The 18,600-nt window shown below is 45.2% G+C and carries 18 protein-coding genes; 10 read left to right on the top strand and 8 right to left on the bottom strand.

Annotated elements, in window-relative coordinates; all coding sequences use genetic code 11:
* Positions 1 to 34: 34 nt before the first annotated feature.
* The 3 genes from yidC to rpmH are packed head-to-tail and all read right to left on the bottom strand — an operon-like array spanning position 35 to position 2,272.
* Positions 35 to 1,714, bottom strand: a complete 1,680-nt coding sequence (gene yidC / locus BS617_RS15730) for a membrane protein insertase YidC (protein WP_075173949.1) — start codon at positions 1,712 to 1,714, stop codon at positions 35 to 37.
* Positions 1,715 to 1,718: 4 nt separating this feature from the next.
* Positions 1,719 to 2,105, bottom strand: coding sequence for a ribonuclease P protein component (rnpA, locus tag BS617_RS15725; RefSeq protein ID WP_075173948.1), 387 nt, complete (start codon positions 2,103 to 2,105; stop codon positions 1,719 to 1,721).
* Positions 2,106 to 2,137: 32 nt separating this feature from the next.
* Positions 2,138 to 2,272, bottom strand: a complete 135-nt coding sequence (gene rpmH, locus BS617_RS15720) for a 50S ribosomal protein L34 (RefSeq protein ID WP_075173947.1) — start codon at positions 2,270 to 2,272, stop codon at positions 2,138 to 2,140.
* A gap of 542 nt (positions 2,273 to 2,814) precedes the next feature.
* On the opposite strand from rpmH, the gene dnaA reads away from it, so the two are divergent.
* From dnaA to gyrB, 4 genes are read left to right on the top strand one after another with little or no spacing between them, the layout of a single operon-like run.
* Entirely contained in the window at positions 2,815 to 4,359 is a 1,545-nt protein-coding gene (gene dnaA / locus BS617_RS15715) for a chromosomal replication initiator protein DnaA (protein WP_075173946.1), read from the top strand.
* A gap of 27 nt (positions 4,360 to 4,386) precedes the next feature.
* The gene (gene dnaN / locus BS617_RS15710) at positions 4,387 to 5,490 is read left to right on the top strand and encodes a DNA polymerase III subunit beta (RefSeq protein WP_075173945.1); all 1,104 of its coding nucleotides are present in this window, start codon (positions 4,387 to 4,389) and stop codon (positions 5,488 to 5,490) included.
* 53 nt (positions 5,491 to 5,543) lie between these two features.
* Entirely contained in the window at positions 5,544 to 6,626 is a 1,083-nt protein-coding gene (gene recF / locus BS617_RS15705) for a DNA replication/repair protein RecF (protein ID WP_075173944.1), read from the top strand.
* 23 nt (positions 6,627 to 6,649) lie between these two features.
* On the top strand, positions 6,650 to 9,073 hold the full coding sequence (gene gyrB / locus BS617_RS15700) for a DNA topoisomerase (ATP-hydrolyzing) subunit B (RefSeq protein WP_075173943.1): 2,424 nt from the start codon (positions 6,650 to 6,652) through the stop codon (positions 9,071 to 9,073).
* 61 nt (positions 9,074 to 9,134) lie between these two features.
* Here gyrB and BS617_RS15695 read toward each other — a convergent pair whose 3' ends face one another.
* Together BS617_RS15695 and BS617_RS15690 are read right to left on the bottom strand one after the other, a co-directional pair.
* Positions 9,135 to 10,004: a hypothetical protein gene (locus BS617_RS15695; protein ID WP_075173942.1), complete on the bottom strand. Its 870-nt coding sequence runs from the start codon at positions 10,002 to 10,004 to the stop codon at positions 9,135 to 9,137.
* The gene (locus BS617_RS15690) at positions 10,001 to 10,762 is read right to left on the bottom strand and encodes a HipA family kinase (protein WP_075173941.1); all 762 of its coding nucleotides are present in this window, start codon (positions 10,760 to 10,762) and stop codon (positions 10,001 to 10,003) included. The genes BS617_RS15695 and BS617_RS15690 overlap by 4 nt, the downstream gene beginning before the upstream one ends.
* Before the next feature lie 249 nt (positions 10,763 to 11,011).
* Here BS617_RS15690 and BS617_RS18600 point away from each other — a divergent pair, with 249 nt between their 5' ends.
* The 4 genes from BS617_RS18600 (at position 11,012) to BS617_RS15670 (ending at position 13,555) form a co-directional block, all read left to right on the top strand.
* The gene (locus BS617_RS18600) at positions 11,012 to 11,149 is read left to right on the top strand and encodes a helix-turn-helix domain-containing protein (RefSeq protein WP_139303229.1); all 138 of its coding nucleotides are present in this window, start codon (positions 11,012 to 11,014) and stop codon (positions 11,147 to 11,149) included.
* 768 nt (positions 11,150 to 11,917) lie between these two features.
* On the top strand, positions 11,918 to 12,253 hold the full coding sequence (locus tag BS617_RS15680; protein ID WP_075173940.1) for a hypothetical protein: 336 nt from the start codon (positions 11,918 to 11,920) through the stop codon (positions 12,251 to 12,253).
* A 220-nt stretch (positions 12,254 to 12,473) separates the two neighbouring features.
* Positions 12,474 to 13,127: a hypothetical protein gene (locus BS617_RS15675; protein ID WP_075173939.1), complete on the top strand. Its 654-nt coding sequence runs from the start codon at positions 12,474 to 12,476 to the stop codon at positions 13,125 to 13,127.
* Positions 13,128 to 13,153: 26 nt separating this feature from the next.
* Positions 13,154 to 13,555 carry a hypothetical protein gene (locus tag BS617_RS15670; RefSeq protein WP_075173938.1) on the top strand — a complete coding sequence of 134 codons (402 nt, stop codon included), beginning with the start codon at positions 13,154 to 13,156 and terminating at the stop codon, positions 13,553 to 13,555.
* Positions 13,556 to 14,046: 491 nt separating this feature from the next.
* On the opposite strand, the gene BS617_RS15665 is transcribed toward BS617_RS15670, so the two are convergent.
* The 3 genes from BS617_RS15665 to BS617_RS15655 form a co-directional block, all read right to left on the bottom strand.
* Entirely contained in the window at positions 14,047 to 15,207 is a 1,161-nt protein-coding gene (locus BS617_RS15665) for an OprD family porin (protein ID WP_075173937.1), read from the bottom strand.
* Positions 15,208 to 15,436: 229 nt separating this feature from the next.
* Complete coding sequence (locus BS617_RS15660) at positions 15,437 to 15,715, bottom strand: peptidylprolyl isomerase (protein WP_075173936.1); 279 nt, start codon at positions 15,713 to 15,715, stop codon at positions 15,437 to 15,439.
* A 77-nt stretch (positions 15,716 to 15,792) separates the two neighbouring features.
* A complete protein-coding gene (locus BS617_RS15655; RefSeq protein ID WP_075173935.1) occupies positions 15,793 to 16,509 on the bottom strand; it encodes a FadR/GntR family transcriptional regulator in 717 nt (238 codons plus the stop codon).
* Between the two features lie 284 nt (positions 16,510 to 16,793).
* On the opposite strand from BS617_RS15655, the gene BS617_RS15650 reads away from it, so the two are divergent.
* Both BS617_RS15650 and BS617_RS15645 read left to right on the top strand, forming a co-directional pair.
* Positions 16,794 to 17,519 (top strand): ribonuclease activity regulator RraA, encoded by a 726-nt coding sequence (locus tag BS617_RS15650; RefSeq protein ID WP_075173934.1) that lies wholly within the window; start codon positions 16,794 to 16,796, stop codon positions 17,517 to 17,519.
* Positions 17,520 to 17,623: 104 nt separating this feature from the next.
* Entirely contained in the window at positions 17,624 to 18,589 is a 966-nt protein-coding gene (locus tag BS617_RS15645) for a Bug family tripartite tricarboxylate transporter substrate binding protein (RefSeq protein WP_075173933.1), read from the top strand.
* Positions 18,590 to 18,600: the final 11 nt, after the last annotated feature.

The following is an 18,600-nucleotide window of genomic DNA, read 5'->3' as shown; positions in this document are numbered from 1 at the left end:
CTCCCGAAGGAGCCTGTAGTCGCTGAGCGTATGCCTAGGAGGCTTTGCTGTCGCCCGCTTCTATTTGTTTGTTGATTACATATTGCTGTGCAATCGACAGGATGTTGTTCACAACCCAGTACAGTGTCAGACCTGCAGGGAACCACAGGAAGAAGAAAGTAAACAGGATTGGCAGCATTTTCATCACTTTGGCCTGCATTGGATCAGGTGGTGCAGGGTTAAGTGTTTGCTGAATAAACATACTTGCACCCATGATAATTGGCAGGATGAAGTATGGGTCTTTCGCTGATAAGTCAGCTAGGTATAAGAACTCTGCATGGCGAAGCTCAACGGATTCAGCCAGTACCCAATACAAAGCAATGAAGATCGGCATTTGTGCAACCATTGGCAAACATCCGCCCAATGGATTGATCTTCTCTTTCTTGTAAAGTTGCATCATAGCTTGAGACATCTTCTGGCGATCGTCACCATACATCTCTTTCATGCGCTTCATTTCAGGAGCAAATTTACGCATTTTAGCCATGGACTTAAACGCTTTTGCGTTTAATGGGAATAGAACAGCTTTAACAATCAGCGTAATACCGATAATCGCTAAGCCCCAGTTACCCAAGAAGCCGTGCAATGCTTTAAGTAGCATGTAGAGCGGAGAAGCAATCCACCACAATACGCCAAAATCGATGGTTTTATCGAGTTTGGGTGCCGCTGCTTCCATTTCATCAACGTTTTTAGGGCCAGCATAAAAATGCGCGCCTACGCTTGCTTCTGAACCTGGAGCAACAGTTAGCTCAGGTGAAATAAAGCCAGCAATATAGTTGTTGTTGATTTTGCGTGTGCTGTACGTGTACTCGGCACCTGGTGCTGGTATCCATGACGTCACAAAATAGTGTTGAACCATCGCAACCCAGCCATCTTCCGATGTTTGCTTAAAGTTGCCATCATCGTCGATGTCACTAAATGAATACTTCTGATAGCTATTTTCTGTTGTAGAAAACACTGGGCCTAAATATGACTGCATGCCCATATCAGGTGATCCGTTTGGATCTTCGCTGTTATCACGCTTAATTTGACCGAATAGGTTGGCTTTAAACTCAGCGTTGGATTGGTTGTTGATTAAATATTCAACTCCAATATTGTGCGCACCTTCGGTGAAAGTGAAACGCTTAGTGATCTGCACACCTTCAGGCGTTGTGTATTTTAGATCAACAAAAAGAGTTTGATCACCTTCCTGGGTGTAGCTGGTTTGATCGGCCGTATATACAGGGCGACCATCTTTATTAGCATCAGGACCATCACGACCCACTAAACCGCTTTGAGAAACGTACGTGCGGTTAGGCGTTTGTTCAAGAAGTAGGAAAGGTTGATCACTATTAAGGCTCGCTTTTTGCTCTGGAAGCGCGAGTTGAATAATGTCACCACCTTTAGTGTCAATTAAGACATCTTGAACCGGTGTGGTAACCGTAATGATTTGTGCGCTGCTGGTTTGAGCGGCGGCTGGCTGTTCTGCGCTATCGCTAGTCGCAGGAATATCTGCCGTAGCTTGAGCAGTGCCTGTTGCAGGGAGGTCACCAGTGGCTGTTTTACTACCATAGGCAGAAACAGAGGCTACCGGTGCTTCGGCTGTTGGTTTCTGTCCGTAATCTTCATTCCACTGCAAAATTAGCATGTAAGAGATTAATGACAGAGCGGCAATCAGTATGACTCGCTTTACATCCATGGGATTAAGACCGTTTCACTTGCTTGTTGTGTGCGTTATTGGCTTTCTGAATTAACTTATTCCAGCTTTTCATAGATAAGGCATGAATATCTTCTGTACTGAGATCCCCTAAACCGGGACGCGCCAGTACTACCATGTCTAAAGCAGGCAATTTATGTTGATTCAGGCGAAAAGACTCGCGAATAATACGTCGAACGAGGTTACGTTTCACTGCTCTACGTATATTTTTTTTAGAAATGACAAACCCGATGCGTGGATGATCGAGTCCGTTGGGACGGGCGAGAATTAAAACACGCTGGTCGTGCGCCTTAACGGAGGCATCATCGAAGACGTATTTGAAATCCCCGGCAGTTAGCAAACGTAACTGCCGGGGATATTCGTGTTTGGTCATTCAACGATAACCAGACCAGCGACTGCTACCGATTAGGCAGACAGACGCTTGCGGCCTTTAGCACGACGACGGTTGATAATAGCGCGGCCGCTTTTAGTTGCCATGCGAGCGCGGAAGCCGTGGTTACGTGCGCGTTTTAAAACGCTTGGTTGAAAAGTTCTTTTCATCAGTCAGTCCTACTTAATGTTCGTTTGTGCTCGAATATTGGCTGGCTGAAGCCCTACAGAGCAAATTTTAAGGCACGAGATTGTAGTGAATCCGTACGGTTATATCAAACCTTATTTGGTGGTAAATGCCATAAATAGAAAGATTTTTTCAGCACTTATATATGTACTTTTTTAAACAGAGGGTAAAAAGGTAAAAAAACTCTATTAATGCTAAATCTGTGAATTGAATTCTATTTATCTTTATAAAACAATTAGTTGGTCTGTTGGTAAGGGTGTGTTTAAACTGTATTAATTATGTTTATAACGCCATATTTGTATGTTTTTTAAACTTTTTGGCTTTTGTTGAGCGAGTTTTACAATTATTCACAAATAAGTGCCAACTTTATTCATCTTGTTGTGGATAACTGGTGTGCGGCGCGTTAGAATGCGAATGTTTTAAGGTTATACGCATGTTTGACTAATGTTAGATGACTTGCAAAGACGTTTATCGGGCTAGCGTGTGTGCTTTAAAAAGCGGTATTACTTAATTTAGCGGAGAAGCTATGTCAGCAGAGTTGTGGGAACGCTGCTTACCCAGTTTACAAAATGAGTTTCCTGCCCAACAGTACAATACGTGGGTCAGGCCTTTGCGCGCCGAAGAAAGCCAGAGCTCGGTCTTGGTATTGGTTGCGCCTAACCGTTTTGTTCGCGATTGGGTCAATGACAAGTTTCTATCGCGCATCCGCCAAGTTATTTGTGACGTATCTGGTGATATTAGCGCTGATGTTCGCGTTGAAGTGAGTACGGCAGGCCCCGCTCATTTGATGTCGCGTCGTATGCCTGCGGCTCCACCGCGCCCTCGCCCGGCTGCTCCCACACCCAGTGCGCCACAAGAGAGCCATCAGCCTGCGCCTTCTTACATGGATCCTCCACCAGCTGCTACGGCTCCTCGCTATTCTGAAAGCGCCCCAGCCGAAGCGAATACTTACTTACATACGCAAAGTCAGCCTCAGCCGCAATTAGAGCTAGATGTAGGTGTGGTTGAGCCCGAGCGTAAGATTATTGAAGTTGAAGGTGGTTTGCGCCATCAATCAAACCTGAATGATTCCTTCTCGTTTGATTCATTTGTACAAGGTAAATCTAACCAGCTAGCTTTGGCTGCTGCGCAACAAGTAGCTGATAACCCAGGCGGCGCTTATAACCCACTCTTTATATACGGTGGTGTGGGTCTTGGTAAAACTCACTTGATGCATGCCGTTGGTTTGGAAATGCTGCGTCAGAACCCCAACGCGCGCATCGTATATTTACACTCAGAGCGTTTTGTTGCTGACATGGTAAAAGCGTTACAGCTTAATGCCATTAATGATTTTAAGCGTTTTTACCGGTCGGTTGATGCGCTGTTAATTGATGATATTCAGTTTTTTGCAGGTAAAGAGCGCTCACAAGAAGAGTTTTTCCACACTTTTAACGCCTTGTTGGAAGGCGGTCAGCAGATGATTTTAACCAGCGACCGTTATCCAAAAGAGATTCATGGTGTTGAAGAGCGACTAAAATCGCGATTCGGTTGGGGCTTAACCGTAGCTATCGAGCCGCCAGAGCTAGAAACCCGAGTCGCAATTGTTATGAAAAAAGCCGAAGAGGCACGCATCTCATTACCTGATGATGCGGCCTTTTTCTTGGCGCAAAAAATACGTTCCAATGTTCGTGAGCTTGAAGGCGCACTTAAGCGCGTTATTGCTAACGCACATTTTACCGGTAGTGCTATTACAACACCCTTTATTAAAGAGTCCCTTAAGGACTTACTAGCATTACAGGATAAACAAGTTAGTATTGATAATATTCAGCGTGTGGTCGCCGAGTATTATAAGATTAAGATATCCGACCTGCTTTCTAAGCGTCGTAGTCGATCTGTAGCCCGGCCGCGTCAGGTAGCGATGAGTATCGCTAAAGAACTGACGAACCACAGTTTGCCGGAGATTGGGGATGCCTTTGGTGGGCGCGATCATACAACAGTGCTGCATGCCTGTCGTAAGATTAAGCAACTACGTGAAACAGATGCGGATATCAGAGAAGATTATCAAAACCTGCTGCGTCACCTGACATCGTAGCAGCGGATCGAACTAAGGTAGGTAGCCATGAGATTCGTCATATCGCGTGAAGCATTAATCAAGCCCTTGCAGTTGGTGGCTGGGGTGGTTGAGCGTCGCCAGACCCTTCCGGTACTGTCCAATATTTTATTGGTAGCCGAAGGCGATCAGTTATCCATGACCGGAACCGATCTCGAAGTTGAGTTGGTTGGCCGCGTTATGCTAGAAGAGCCCGCTGATGCAGGTTCTGTGACTGTGCCAGCGCGTAAGCTAATGGATATCTGTAAGTCCTTACCGGACGATTCACGTATCGAGCTTGAATTAAGCGGCCAAAAAATGGTGATCAAGTCCGGCCGTAGCCGCTTCTCACTGTCTACTTTGCCGGCGGCTGAGTTCCCTAACGTAGAAGATAGCCCGCAAACATTTGGCTTAACCTTATCGCAAGGTCAGCTGCGTTATCTGATCGAGCAAACTGGCTTCTCAATGGCTCAGCAAGATGTCCGTTACTACCTAAACGGCATGCTGCTAGAAGTGACCGAGAACTCATTGCGCACAGTGGCTACCGACGGCCACCGTTTGGCAACCAGCGTTGCATCGGTAGAGACAGACCAAACAGGCGATCACCAAATCATCGTGCCACGTAAAGGTATATTAGAGCTGGCTCGACTACTTCAGCACGGCGATGAGCCTTTACAACTGGTGATCGGTGCTAATCATATTCGTGCGCACGTGGGTGATTTTACGTTCACCTCCAAGCTAGTTGATGGCAAGTTCCCTGATTATCAGCGCGTTATTCCACGTAATGGCGACAAAGATGTATTGGGTGACCGTCAGGAGTTGCGCAAAGTCTTTAGCCGTATCGCGATTTTGTCTAACGAGAAATACCGAGGCGTGCGACTCTCGTTAACCAGTGGCTTCTTGCAGGTCATGGCGAACAACCCCGAGCAGGAAGAAGCCGAGGAAACTATCGCTATCGACTACCAAGGTGAAGCGCTCGAGATCGGCTTTAACGTTAATTACTTGTTAGATGTGCTCTCGATTTTGAATACGGATGTAGTTCGCTTTACCTTATCTGACTCTAACAGCAGTGCGCTGATTCAAGGGTTTGATGAAGACTCAAGCGTATATGTCATAATGCCGATGCGCATGTAATTGCAACACTGTGAGCCTGCCATGTGGCGTCGTAACACGCCACATGGACTCTTATGTCGATAACATCCCTGTCTATTAAAAAAATACGTAATCTCTCTGAGGTCGCCTTTACGCCAGCAAAGCGGATCAATATTATCCACGGCGCTAACGGTAGCGGTAAAACCTCGCTGCTTGAAGCGATCCATTTTCTTGGGTTAACACGTTCTTTTCGGACTAATCAGTTTCGTTATCTTGTCACCTCGGCTGAGCGTGAGTCTTTAGTGTATTCCGAAGTCGACAGTTACAGCGCCGGTAAGTCGCATCCTTTGGGGATTAGCCGCAACCTCGATGGCGATGTCCGCATTCGTTATAGTGGTGCAACGCTTGAGCTGTCGGAGCTTGCAAGCTTGTTACCTTTGCAAGTTATTAACACTGATACGTTCGAATTATTAGAAGGTAGTCCTGCTATTCGTCGACAATTTATAGACTGGGGCGCTTTCCATGCAGATCAAACATTTATCATGATCTGGCGAAGCTTTAAGCGTGTGTTACAACAGCGTAATTCTTTGCTGAAGTGTGGTAAAATTGATCCCACTTTACGTGAGCTCTGGGATAAAGAGCTGGTTCAGTACGCTGATCAGCTTACCGCGCTTCGAAAGGCTTATATTGAAGAGTTAATACCGGATTTTGATGCGATTTTGCACCGCCTAAATTCCGACCTTGATATACGCTTGTCGTTCGCTCCCGGTTGGGATCAAAAAATACCGTTAGATACGCTGCTAAACGACAACCTGCAACGGGACCTTAAACAAGGGTTTACCAGTGCAGGTCCGCAGCGAGCTGATCTTAAAGTAAAAGTAGATGGCGTGAGTGCGGCAGAGCGACTCTCGCGCGGGCAAAAAAAGTTGGTGGTGAGTGCGCTTAAATTAGCGCAAGGTGCTGTATTTCACCGCATGAGCCAGCGCCCTTGCATCTATTTAATTGATGATCTGCCGTCAGAGCTCGACGAACAGCACTGTCGCTTGTTTTGCGAGTTTTTAGAACAAACACATAATCAATGTTTCATCACCTGTGTTGATCCGGCCAGTTTGCTAGGATTTTGGCAGCCGGAAACAGAGGTGGCCTGCTTTCATTTAGACAGCGGCCAGTTGGTGTAGACACACTGAGTCAGGAGACAGCCATGAGTGGCGAAGAGAATAATTACGATTCGAGTAGTATTAAGGTCCTAAAAGGCCTGGACGCTGTTCGTAAGCGCCCAGGAATGTATATTGGTGATACAGACGACGGAACAGGTCTGCACCACATGGTATTTGAGATTGTTGATAACTCGATCGATGAGGCGCTGGCTGGCCACTGTAGCGAGATAAGCGTCACTATCCATCCCGATGAAAGTGTCTCAGTTGCCGATAATGGCCGTGGTATTCCAACCGACATCCATGAAGAAGAAGGCGTATCCGCTGCCGAAGTTATCATGACGGTATTACACGCCGGTGGTAAGTTTGACGATAACAGCTATAAAGTGTCCGGTGGTTTGCACGGTGTCGGTATTTCCGTTGTAAACGCCCTATCGTCTGAGCTAACTATGACGATTCGTCGCCACGGCAAAGTTCATGTACAAAATTATATCCACGGTGTACCTGAAGCGCCCTTGGCAATCGTCGGTGAAACCGACCAGTCGGGTACTGAGATTCGTTTTAAAGCTTCAGAAGCGACCTTCACCAACGTACGTGAATTCCAATTTGAGCTACTAGCTAAGCGCCTGCGTGAGTTGTCGTTCCTTAACTCGGGTGTCCGTATTGTATTAACGGATGAACGCACAGCTCGCCAAGAAATATTCGAATACGAAGGCGGCCTAAGCGCGTTTGTTGAGTTCTTAAACAAGAATAAAACAACCGTGAATAAAATCTTCCATTGCTCTGCTATGCATGAGAACGGTGTTGGTGTGGAAGTCTCTTTACAGTGGAATGATTCGTACCAAGAAGGCATCCACTGCTTTACCAACAATATTCCACAACGCGATGGTGGTACTCACTTATCGGGTTTTCGTGCAGCGCTAACGCGAACGTTAAACAACTACATCGAATCTGAAAGCCTCAACAAAGGCAGCAAAGTCGCGACTTCGGGTGACGACAGCCGTGAAGGCCTGTGTGCGATTATTTCGGTTAAAGTGCCAGACCCTAAGTTCTCATCGCAGACGAAAGACAAGCTAGTCTCATCAGAAGTTAAAACAGCGGTTGAGCAAACCTTCTCGCAAGCCTTTGCTGACTTCTTGCAAGAGAATCCACAAGAAGCCAAAGCTGTTGTTAATAAAATGATCGATGCCGCCCGAGCGCGTGAAGCGGCGCGTAAAGCCCGTGAAATGACACGTCGTAAAGGCGCCCTCGATATCGCTGGCCTACCAGGTAAACTGGCTGATTGCCAAGAGAAAGACCCTGCGCTTTCCGAAATCTACCTAGTGGAGGGTGATTCGGCGGGTGGATCGGCTAAACAAGGCCGTGACCGTCGTACCCAAGCGATTTTGCCTCTTAAAGGTAAAATCCTTAACGTGGAGAAAGCACGTTTCGATAAGATGCTGACCTCCGCTGAAGTCGGCACCCTGATCACCGCACTGGGTTGTGGTATCGGCCGCGAAGAGTTTAATCCGGATAAACTGCGTTACCACCGTATTATCATCATGACCGATGCGGACGTAGATGGATCACACATTCGTACCCTGCTGCTGACCTTCTTCTTCCGTCAAATGGGCGAGTTGATCGAACGTGGCCATGTGTATATTGCGCAGCCGCCACTGTACAAGATCAAAAAAGGTAAGCAAGAACAGTACCTTAAAGATGATGAAGCCCTCGAAAATCACCTGCTTCAAGGTGCATTAGACGGCGCAAGCTTCCATGTTAATGAAGATGCGCCTGCTGTTTCGGGTGCAGCCCTTGAGCAGCTTATTAACCAGTATCGTCATGTAGAGCGCGTGATTGATCGTTTGAGTAAGCTTTACTCGGCTCAAGCGATGACGCAAATGATCTACATGCCTGTGCTCACGCCCGAATCGTTAAAGCAGCGTGACGTAGTACAAGGGTGGACAGGAACATTGCTGGCGGCGTTAGATCTTAAAACATCGGCGAGTGAGCGTTGGTCTTTTGACGTGGTAGAAGACAAAGAGCATAGCGTTTACCTACCGCGCTTGATCTATGTAAACCACGGCGTAGATACCACCTACACCTTCCGTAATGACTTCTTCTCGTCTCGCGAGTACAAAGCCATTGCTGATATGGCCAATGCGCTAGAAGGCCTGTTAGAAGAAGGCGCTTACGTGAAGCGTGGTGAACGTACCAGCGCGGTTGGCAACTTCAAAGACGCGATTACATGGCTACTAGAGCAGTCTAAACGCGGCAACTCGATCCAGCGATACAAAGGATTGGGCGAGATGAACCCCGACCAGCTATGGGAAACCACCATGGATCCAGACGCTCGTCGTATGCTGCAAGTCACCATCGAAGACGCGATCACAGCGGATCAGCTATTCAACACCCTCATGGGTGACGAAGTTGAACCACGCCGCGCATTTATCGAAAGCAACGCACTAGCGGCAGCGAATGTGGATGTTTAGTTAAATGTAGTGACTTATAAAAGCAGCCGGAAGGCTGCTTTTTTATTGAGAATTTATTTAATTAAGCCGCTGACTGCATTAAGTGCTCAGCGGCCTGCTTAGCGTTTTTAGTCTGAATTAAAGAAATATCTTCCGAGTGAGCTAGCTCTGAAACCATTTTTACTGTGTCTTGAAGACGGTCTACAGCTTTGTTCGATAACGTTGGATCATCAATAGATGGCATTCCAATAATCATTTCATATTTGTCTGGTTTCACTAATAGCTGTGATTTTTTTAATGATTCTAAATCAAATAGCTTTGCTTTCATGGAGTTTAATGAAGCTGAAAGCCTTGAGGGTACAAGCAATCCGAAATTAGAAACGTACTTTTCAGTTAGAAAGCCGTAGGAAGTGAGTATATCAGTATCACTAACTTTTATTTTCTTATTGAAGTGAGAAGCAAAATGAGGACTTATCAGTCTCATTTCATCAGCGATGCTTCGAGTCCAGTGTTCACTATACTTCCTAGGTTGCTCTTCGTCTTCCTCTCGCTCTGCATCTAACGCTAAAGTACTAAGGCTAGCTGATATGCGAATGGCTTGCCTAAGGATACCTTCTATATTTTCGTCAGCTGCAATTTTTTTCTTACCTAGTGTTACACCATCGAATGGAGGTGACCATTTACTCAGAGTGCTGTTAGCTTTTATCTCGTTGTTTGCTGAATTTACAATCCAATCGACCATAGTCTGCATTTTTTCTGCTTGAGAGCCATAAAGGCAATCAAGTAATTCGGGTCTGATGGCTTGAATTACTTGATATTTTTTATCTTTACCAATTGCCGTCACAGCGATTGCAATTTTTTCACCTGAACCGATTATTGGTTCGAGGTAAATTGTCTGCCATGACCCACGGTAATTGGGCTGCGCGGGGAAAAGAGACTCTAACTTATTCATATGGCCATCTCTTGCTGTTGCAGTTTTAATCTTTTTGAAAATAACTCATGTAGCAAACTTGCTCTGCTCTCCAAAAAATTGATGACTCGCAGGACTTTTTCATCACTTAAATATGATCCTGCATAAGTTTTCTCAGAGAGAATGGAAAAAGGTAGTTCTTGGTATTGGGGAAGAAGAGAAGTCTGGACTTGCCTATTTATTTTATATTTCTCAAATTCGCTCTTCAAAGAATAAATGGCATCTACAATCTGATTCGCATGAGCTTCTTCTTTAAAATCAATCTCTTCACTAATAGCATTCTCATGATCAATGAATGAGAATTCATTTCCACCGTCATAGAGAATATTTCCAATATTTCTATCCCAATTTGCAATCCACTCATCAAAAAGACCCACATCTAGGGTTTTTGCAAATTCTGCCAACTTTAGCATAGCCTCTTCGGACTGCGCATGTCGTCTAAAACTAGGGTAGCTTGCATCCTCGGAGCCGAATGCGAGCGCGTAACTACCTTCGGGGATATCTGAAAAAGAGTCATTTGTTAGTTTAACTACTAACGGTTTAGGAATTGGTAGGCCTAGGTATCTTCCTAAAACTGCACATACACACTCAATGTATAGCTTCTGGGGAGGCAGTTGCTTAATAAACGCCACAACTATCTGCTCGTGTGTTTTTACATGACCTTTCCATGTTGGGTTTACATTCTGATCATTAAAAAGTTCTGCACCTGGTAACATAATGCCGATATCAACTTGTTCCATCCCTATCCTTACCTTCAGACCCTAGTATTGTTGCTTCCAAGTCGTATGTTCAAGAGTCTACTAGGAAACGTCCTTCCACGCATATAGCCATGATACGACTCTGCCAGATTAGTTCGTAATATGTACTATCAACAGAATTGTTAAAATATTCCGATATTCCGATATTCCGATATTCCGATATTCCGATATTCCGATATTCCGATATTCCGATATTCCGATATTCCGATATCCCGTAACTAATTGTAAAATATGAACCCATTTGGAATGTACCTGGCATCACTTCGGCTTCAGCACCGGATGAAGCAGAAAGATCTTGCTGAAGCGTTGGGTGTTAATGCTAGTTACATCAGTGGGATGAAAGCGGAAGCCCGCCATCATCTAAGATGATCAGTGTTATTGCTAAGGCTATGAGACTGAATGATGTCGAGAAGACGAGCTTTGGAATTATGCTGATCAGTCCATCAAGGCAGTACATATCCATGATGACTTACCTCTTGAAGGCTATGCATTTATGCAAGAACTGAGGAAAGGAATGGGATCATTATCAAGCAAGCACTGTAGAGAGCTATAACTGGTAAGTACTCCATGCAGTCAGCAAACGTTACGATCTTGCGAAATCAGAACTGGAACGAGCTGCTAATCTTGCCTTTATTCGCTCTGAAAGGAAGTACTTTGAAAATTCAGTTCGGACGCTTACGTTCCTGTACATCGCGGACGTGTATAAATATCTCATTAAAGCCTGCGATGAGGTCAACGGAGTCACTGCCGCCAGTATATTGTGAGTGACTAAGAAGCAGTTCTATCAGTTAGTTGATAGCCGTTACTTGGAAGGCCAGCCCCCATCCAAAGAATCAGGTTCTTCTTGGGCAATTAATAGAGAGCACTTACACAGTCTATTAGATCGCTTTACCAAACAATTATCAGTGAATATATTCCCTTTCCTGAAGCATAGAGAAAGGTAGGAAATAGGATTGATCAGCCTATTGTGGCGCTACTTGAGGCAATAGAATCTGAGGTGATCAAGTTTAAGAGAAAGTCTGGCTTGATAGGCCTTAGGAGCCTATTCGTCTCTGAGTAGAATTTAATGTCCTGGTACAGCCGAAAGTCAATGATGATCGCTCAGGCCTCTACACGACTTCCCTGCTTGCTAAATCGATGTGTGTTTCTGCTGAGTTAATCAAGCAGTTAGTTAATCGAGGCATACTACAGTCATTTAAGCGTGGAACCAAAGAGCACCGTTATATCCCAGCCAAGTCTGTAGATGAGTTCAAAGAACGATATGTTCTGTTCACTAAGCTCTCTCGGCAATCAGACTTAAAGCTTCATGAAATGAGACCGCTTTTTGAAGCGCATAAGGTTAAGGCCATTGACCATGATCTACCCAAAGAGAAACGCTATATGAATCGTATCTTCTATAGGTATGACCTGACAAATGTGAAAGATATTTCGGCTTTGGTGGGGGCTATGGGGGATTGGGACTATATGGTTTAGGGAGTGGGATGCTCAGTTGAAGTTTTTACTTAACTGTTTGTTTTTATTATATTTGGTAAATGCATTAGGGTAGAAATGAAAAAAGCCCGTAAAAATACGGGCTTTCTCAATTCTTACGTCTTTGGTGGGCTGCCGAAGCAGGGATATCCAAAGCTCACAATGCAATACTAAGCGCTCGATAGTATTCTGTCAAAACTAATTGGGACTTCTGAGGGATCTGATGCCACATACTGCAATTGAACAAGTACTTTCTCCTGGTCGGTTTTCGACTTATAGAAATGCAGTTATCACGTCAAAAGGCTCAGACTGTCCTAGTACTGCTTTGAACCTGTATGAGTGGAATGCAGAGCTATCGGGGCAGCTGTTATTTCCTTTGCACATTTATGAAGTAGTTCTAAGAAATACTATATCTGAAGCCATATCTCAGCGATATGGTCCTGATTGGCCAACAAATACAGTGTTTCAAAACTCTCTACCTCGTAAAGAAAGGTCTGACCTGTTATCGCTGGTAACACCCTACCAAGGGCTTGGTAAGGTGCTCCCAGAGCTAAAGCTTTATTGGTTCGAAAGCATGCTGACAAGAAGGCATGATGGTCGAATCTGGAAGCCTTATATCCACTCAGTTTTTCCTAATGCTGGAGGTAGCTCGGCTATTGCAGCCACGGCACTAAGGTCGCAGTTAAATACTCAATGCCGGACGATTCGAAAGCTCAGAAATCGAATAGCGCATCATGAACCAATATTTAACCAACCGACTTTAGCTAGTATTTTGCCCTATATACAAACTGCTGTTGGATTTCGTTGTGCTACGACTTTGTCGTGGTTGAATAGTAGAGAGCAGGTCTCACCTCTTTTATCGAGGCCTGTGGTGTAGATATCTGCAAAGTAAATGGACTTTGAATGGATGATTATATGGAAGATTTGATCCTATTATTGAGACTTGCGTGTAGCCTTATATTTGTTCTTTGGGCTATCAATAAGATTCTAACAACATTCTTTCACTTCGTATCAAGTGTAGCAGTAGTAGCGGCTCTATTTGCTGCACTCTACCCTCCCTATAAGCTTCGAATTCCGAATGTAATTGAGATAGATATAGGAAGGTTTCCGATCTGGGATGTTCCTAAGTCGAATGCAATTGCTTCATACATACCTAAGGAACTATCTGGCTACGTCCCAGAAACTTTTGCTGATATGAGGCTAAGCCTGGTTTTAGATCAGATGACGTTACTTACAAATCTTGTATCTGTTGGGGTCGTATATCTAATTGTTTTGTCGATCTATGTGATTGATAGAAAGAAATAATTCATCGCATGGCGGTTTGTGTCATCTAAATCGCTAAGCATCAGAAATGATAATTCCTAGATGAATTGCTATCGGTTTGATAGATGCCTATCAGCTAAGGAGGTAGTAATGGTTTCATCTATAATGAGAATTCTCTCGATTGATTTCACTTCATATGAGAAGTTGAGAGGAACTAGGATTCTCATTTAAATTGAAATGGCCTACGGCTGATGGCTTTACCATTTCACTCAATTTGAGAATCGATAGTAGTGACTTAAAAAAGCAGCCGGAAGGCTGCTTTTTTATTGAGAATTTTGAATCTCTTAACGCCTCAGGCCTCAACTTATACTTGTAGCAAAGAAGGTTTGAATTACAGAGGGAATGTTTCTTCGCGGCATTGGCTGATGCCGTTTGCAGGTTTGCTTTATAACCCGACGGTTTCAACGCGCCGGGTATAGGGCTACCTACCATGCTCCCACTAAGCGCAGGGATTATGATAGGCCTGTGTCTCGTTAAAACGTATAGTTCGCTCGCACCCTCAGCTCATCGTCTTCTGCATCTTTGCTGCCCATTTCAAACGCAGCTGTCACGCCAAAAGCATCGCTGAATTGATAGCCGCCAGTTAAGGCTGTATAGGCCCGATCATAACCTTTGCCATCTTCTTGTAAGTAGCTTGCGCCCACGTAGGCGTTGGAGTCTATCTTATATTTAGCGGCCAGTTTTGTAGAGTCTTGGCCTGCTTGGTATTGGTAAGCAAAGACCTCAGACCATGTGTAGGCCAAGTCTGCACCGTTACCCACACCCGGAATGACATCGGCATCGTCATCTGTAGTTGTGTACGCCAGTGTAAGGTTCAATGGGCCAAAGGTGGCATCACCCTTGATACCAAATAGATCACTGCGTTGTTCGCTATCTTGTTGGCTGGTGTAATACTGTGCGGCTACGCCAAAATGACCGATGCTGTAAGCGGATTCGAAATAGGCCGTTTCGAACGCATCCAGCGCGTTAACGTAAGCGGCGGTCAGGGTTAAGTTATCGAACGACGTGTTTTTGATAGCAAGCGTGTAAGCGCCATCGTCCAACTCGAACGCCCAAGGTGCGCCGGCGGTTTTAAACGTCTCGGTAAATTTGCCAATATCCCCGTTACCATCGGTGCGTGACTGGAATTTGTCCATGTATGCAAAGGTTAGCGTGGTGTTCGAGAGGTCTTTATTGACTAGAGTTACACCCTGGAAGGCCTCTTTTGTCACGCGCGAGCCACTCCCACCGAGTAATGGCGACCAGAAATACATGCGGCCTAATTGTGCTTGGGTGTTGTTAACGCCATATGATAAATAAGCCTCAGAGAGCTGAGCACCTGAGCCATACATGTTGCTACGGCGCGCGCTTTTCGCTTCGTTATTTGCCCAAGGTGATGTTGTGTACTGGAACGTGCTCTTGAAACCAAAGCCATTCAAAGTAGCGGTTTGGTAGCTTAGATCAAAGCCTAGCGTTGCGATCTCATTGTCCTTACCTGAAGCTTTATCTCGGGCAAAGTAATAACCCTGAAATGCGCCGCTGACCGTACCTTGTTGGATTGCCTCGCGAAGGCTGCTTGCTTCAGCATAGGTGTGTGCTGAAGCTAAAACCGAAGCAGCCGCGATGGCCACGACAAGCGTGTTGCTGGTATTCATGTCTGTACCTTTGTATGAATGAGCTCGAAGAGCTGCCATTATAAATAATATGTTATATCATAACAATTACGGCCTAATTGATTGGTTTAATGAACTCGACTCCTTTATCGCACCGGGCATTCTCAATCGTGTTAGATCTTCTGATTGGAAAGTGTCTATTGCCTACCCTATTGAATCTGTACATCGATGAATGGTGTTGAGGTTAAACGGCATCATTTTTCTTGTGCTGTTAATGCCGGTAAATAGTTTCAACTAGGTGAAAGCCAAACTTAGTTTTTACTGGGCCATGTACGGTGAGTAGTGCTTTTTTGAAGACAACGTTGTCTATTGGTTTCACCATAGTCCCGGGGCCGAACTCGCCTAGGTCTCCTCCCCGTTTGGCTGAATTGCAGAGGGAATGTTTCTTCGCTAGCGTGGCAAAGTCGGCACCTTTAGCCAGTTGCTGCTTGAGCTTTTCGGCTTCTTCTTTTGTTTTTACTAAGATGTGTCGAGCACCGGCTTTGGCCATGGTTGTTACCTATGTGATTGTCGGGGTCTTTAATGCGTATGCCATAACGCGTTTACATTACCGTGTTACGGGAATGGTCAGCTAGGCGGGCCATCAAACATACGGTTACGTGCGTTGTTAATATGATCTCGCATGGCTTCTCGGGCGGCGTCTGAGTCCCCTTCTTTAATGGCGACAATGATAGCGTGGTGTTCGGCTTGTACCAGCTTTAAGCGCTCGCTTGAGTGCCGTAATGATAGGTTGCGCGTGATGTTGATGCCATCGGTAATGCTCTTTTCTAAAGACTGCAATACGGTACTGTAAAAGTGGTTGTTTGCGGCATTGGTGATGGCAAGGTGGAAAGCAAAATCCTCATCAGTTGCTAGCTTGCTCGATACATTTGCTTCGTTCATTTTTTCATAAGCGCTGATAATGACATCAAGCTGTGCGGGTGTCTTGCGCTTGGCAGCGAGCGCGGCTGCTTCGGCTTCCATCGTAGCGCGAAACTCAAAGCAACGCTGGATATCCGCAATGCTTGATAACGGCGAAAATTGTAATACGACGTTGTCGGGTTGCTTAATGACATAGCTGCCTGACCCACGGCGTGAGGCGATTAGCTCATCTTCTCTTAGGCGAGCTAGTGCTTCACGCAATACGGGACGCGATACATTGAGTTCTTTACATAACTGCGTCTCTGCGGGCAGCTTTGTATTAAGCGCGTAGGTGCCGTCGATTATGGAAGCGAGTATTTGCTCATAAACGATTGCCCCTAAGGATTGGTGTGAGTTGCTAATGTGAGCGTTTCCCTTACTCATAAGTGTGTACCATGGCCTTATGTGAGCACGATAATAGGTATGTCGTGGCCTATTACCTAAGTTTACTATTCTTGCTTCAGTTTCTGAAGTTGTCTTACTAATTTGCTTAATATTACATTTTTTAATCCATAATTGTTAAGAAAACAGCAGTTTAAAGTGAAAATAAAGTCTAAAAGTGTCTCCTTTTTAATAATAATCAGTAAAAAGTTGTAAATATTAGTTTGATTTGTCATTTTCCGAGGTGTATTGTCACCCTCATGTTTTAATCAAACGGAGGGGAACACATGAGTGAGGCTAGTAGCTTTGTAAAGATCGATGAGTCGGTCTTGGAGCGGTTACGTAACGTTTCAACAGCGACGTTGCATACTGCTTTATTCAAACGAGGCTTGCGCAATACCTTTATCCAAGGGGTTAGCCGCGTTAATCAGAAAAAAGTTAAGATGGTTGGTCAGGCCTTTACGTTGCGCTACATTCCGGCACGCGAAGATCTTGATACAGTGAGTGCTTTTAAAGACCCTGAGCACCCTCAGCGCTTAGCGGTTGAGTCCGTACCTGCAGGTATGATTTTGGTTTCAGATTGCAGACAAGATGCCTCGGCAGCAAGCGCCGGTAGTATTTTGTTGTCTCGTCTTGAATATCGCGAATGTGCAGGCTTTGTTTCAGACGCCGGTATCCGAGATTTTGAGCATGCCTCAGAAATGGATCTGCCTATCTTCTGCGCTAAACCAAGCGCACCTACTAATTTAACGAAACATCATGGTGTTGATCTGCAACTTCCTGTGGGCTGCGGTGGTGTTGCTGTTTACCCAGGAGATGTATTGGTGGGTGACGGTGATGGTGTGATTGTAATCCCTGTTGAAATCGCGGATGAGATTTCGCAAGAAGCGATCAAGATGGAACAGTTTGAAGATTACGTTATTGAGCAAGTACAAGCCGGCGCTAAAGTGATTGGTTTATACCCGCCTAATGACGAGTCGCTAGCAAAATACAACGAACACATGAACGGTTAATAACGTAAGCCCCGCCTTGATAATACGTGGGTTGTATTAGATGGGTTTATATCGGCGGTTTACACAGCGTACCTATTAATAATCCTATAAAAAGAGAAATAGTTATGTTTACTAAAAGTATAAAAAAGACATTAACAGTAACACTTGGCGCTTTAGTGCTTAGCACATCAGCTATGGCGGCCGACTTCCCTACTCGTGATATTCGCTTAGTTGTGCCTTGGCCTGCTGGCGGCGGCGCTGATGCGATCTCACGTAAGATTAGTAATATTGCTGAGCAAGAGTTTTCTAAGTCAATCTACGTAGAAAACATAGCAGGTGCTGTAACCGCGACAGGCTTGATGCAAATGATGCGTGCCCGTCCCGATGGGCATACGGTAGGCGTCTTAACGTACGACAGTATCATCACGCTGCCGCGAGGCAAAATGGTACCCGGTTACTCGCTCGATAATATGGAGCCTATTGCTCGTATTACGCGTGAAGCGGATGCCGTGGTTGTTTCTAAGCACTCAGGCTTTAATAGCTTTGAAGAGCTGATTAACGCCGCAAAAGAGAACCCAAATACGATTCGTGTTGGTGTGGCTCCTAAAGGGTCAGGCCCTTTCCTCGCTGTTCGCCGTTTAGAGCAGCAAGCGGGTGTAACTTTTAACGTTATTTCATACCCAGGTTCTTCGAGTGCTGAAGCTGAAGCATTGTTATCGGGTGAGCTAGATGCTGCTATTTCTAGCTTGGGTGACTTTAACGGGATCATCTCATCAGGCGACGCTAAAGGTATTGTCGAGCTTTCATCTGAGCAAAACCCATCTTACCCGGACGTTCCGCCGATCAGCACGTTTGGGCATGATCTGGAAACGGGTAGCTTTATTGTCTTAGCTGCGCCTAAGAACACGCCTAAAGAAGCCATTGCAACCCTAGAGGCCGCTTATAAAAAAGCGTTCGAAACGCAAGAGTTTCAGTCATGGGTAACCAGTGTTGGCGTAACACCTAGTTGGTTAGGTGCTTCAGAAGTCCAAACATGGATCGATGAATTGCAGACTAATACATTTAAAGTAATGGATGAATTAGGTTTATAAATACTGAAAAG

The sequence above is a fragment of the Neptunomonas phycophila genome (genome assembly GCF_001922575.1).
GTDB classification, from domain to species: Bacteria; Pseudomonadota; Gammaproteobacteria; order Pseudomonadales; family Balneatricaceae; genus Neptunomonas; species Neptunomonas phycophila.
This window is presented reverse-complemented; position numbering and strand designations above follow the sequence as displayed.

What these genes read in the sequence shown, in the direction of transcription:
- BS617_RS15690 (WP_075173941.1), bottom strand. Translation starts at nt 10,762, where the DNA reads ATGGAACAAGTTGATATCGGCATTATGTTACCAGGTGCAGAACTTTTT.
- BS617_RS15665 (WP_075173937.1), bottom strand. Translation starts at nt 15,207, where the DNA reads ATGAATACCAGCAACACGCTTGTCGTGGCCATCGCGGCTGCTTCGGTT.
- recF (WP_075173944.1), top strand. Translation starts at nt 5,544, where the DNA reads ATGTCGATAACATCCCTGTCTATTAAAAAAATACGTAATCTCTCTGAG.
- BS617_RS15675 (WP_075173939.1), top strand. Translation starts at nt 12,474, where the DNA reads ATGCCACATACTGCAATTGAACAAGTACTTTCTCCTGGTCGGTTTTCG.
- BS617_RS15655 (WP_075173935.1), bottom strand. Translation starts at nt 16,509, where the DNA reads ATGAGTAAGGGAAACGCTCACATTAGCAACTCACACCAATCCTTAGGG.
- BS617_RS15670 (WP_075173938.1), top strand. Translation starts at nt 13,154, where the DNA reads ATGGATGATTATATGGAAGATTTGATCCTATTATTGAGACTTGCGTGT.
- BS617_RS15680 (WP_075173940.1), top strand. Translation starts at nt 11,918, where the DNA reads ATGTGTGTTTCTGCTGAGTTAATCAAGCAGTTAGTTAATCGAGGCATA.
- gyrB (WP_075173943.1), top strand. Translation starts at nt 6,650, where the DNA reads ATGAGTGGCGAAGAGAATAATTACGATTCGAGTAGTATTAAGGTCCTA.
- dnaN (WP_075173945.1), top strand. Translation starts at nt 4,387, where the DNA reads ATGAGATTCGTCATATCGCGTGAAGCATTAATCAAGCCCTTGCAGTTG.
- rpmH (WP_075173947.1), bottom strand. Translation starts at nt 2,272, where the DNA reads ATGAAAAGAACTTTTCAACCAAGCGTTTTAAAACGCGCACGTAACCAC.
- dnaA (WP_075173946.1), top strand. Translation starts at nt 2,815, where the DNA reads ATGTCAGCAGAGTTGTGGGAACGCTGCTTACCCAGTTTACAAAATGAG.
- BS617_RS15695 (WP_075173942.1), bottom strand. Translation starts at nt 10,004, where the DNA reads ATGAATAAGTTAGAGTCTCTTTTCCCCGCGCAGCCCAATTACCGTGGG.
- BS617_RS18600 (WP_139303229.1), top strand. Translation starts at nt 11,012, where the DNA reads ATGAACCCATTTGGAATGTACCTGGCATCACTTCGGCTTCAGCACCGG.
- BS617_RS15650 (WP_075173934.1), top strand. Translation starts at nt 16,794, where the DNA reads ATGAGTGAGGCTAGTAGCTTTGTAAAGATCGATGAGTCGGTCTTGGAG.
- BS617_RS15660 (WP_075173936.1), bottom strand. Translation starts at nt 15,715, where the DNA reads ATGGCCAAAGCCGGTGCTCGACACATCTTAGTAAAAACAAAAGAAGAA.
- rnpA (WP_075173948.1), bottom strand. Translation starts at nt 2,105, where the DNA reads ATGACCAAACACGAATATCCCCGGCAGTTACGTTTGCTAACTGCCGGG.
- BS617_RS15645 (WP_075173933.1), top strand. Translation starts at nt 17,624, where the DNA reads ATGTTTACTAAAAGTATAAAAAAGACATTAACAGTAACACTTGGCGCT.
- yidC (WP_075173949.1), bottom strand. Translation starts at nt 1,714, where the DNA reads ATGGATGTAAAGCGAGTCATACTGATTGCCGCTCTGTCATTAATCTCT.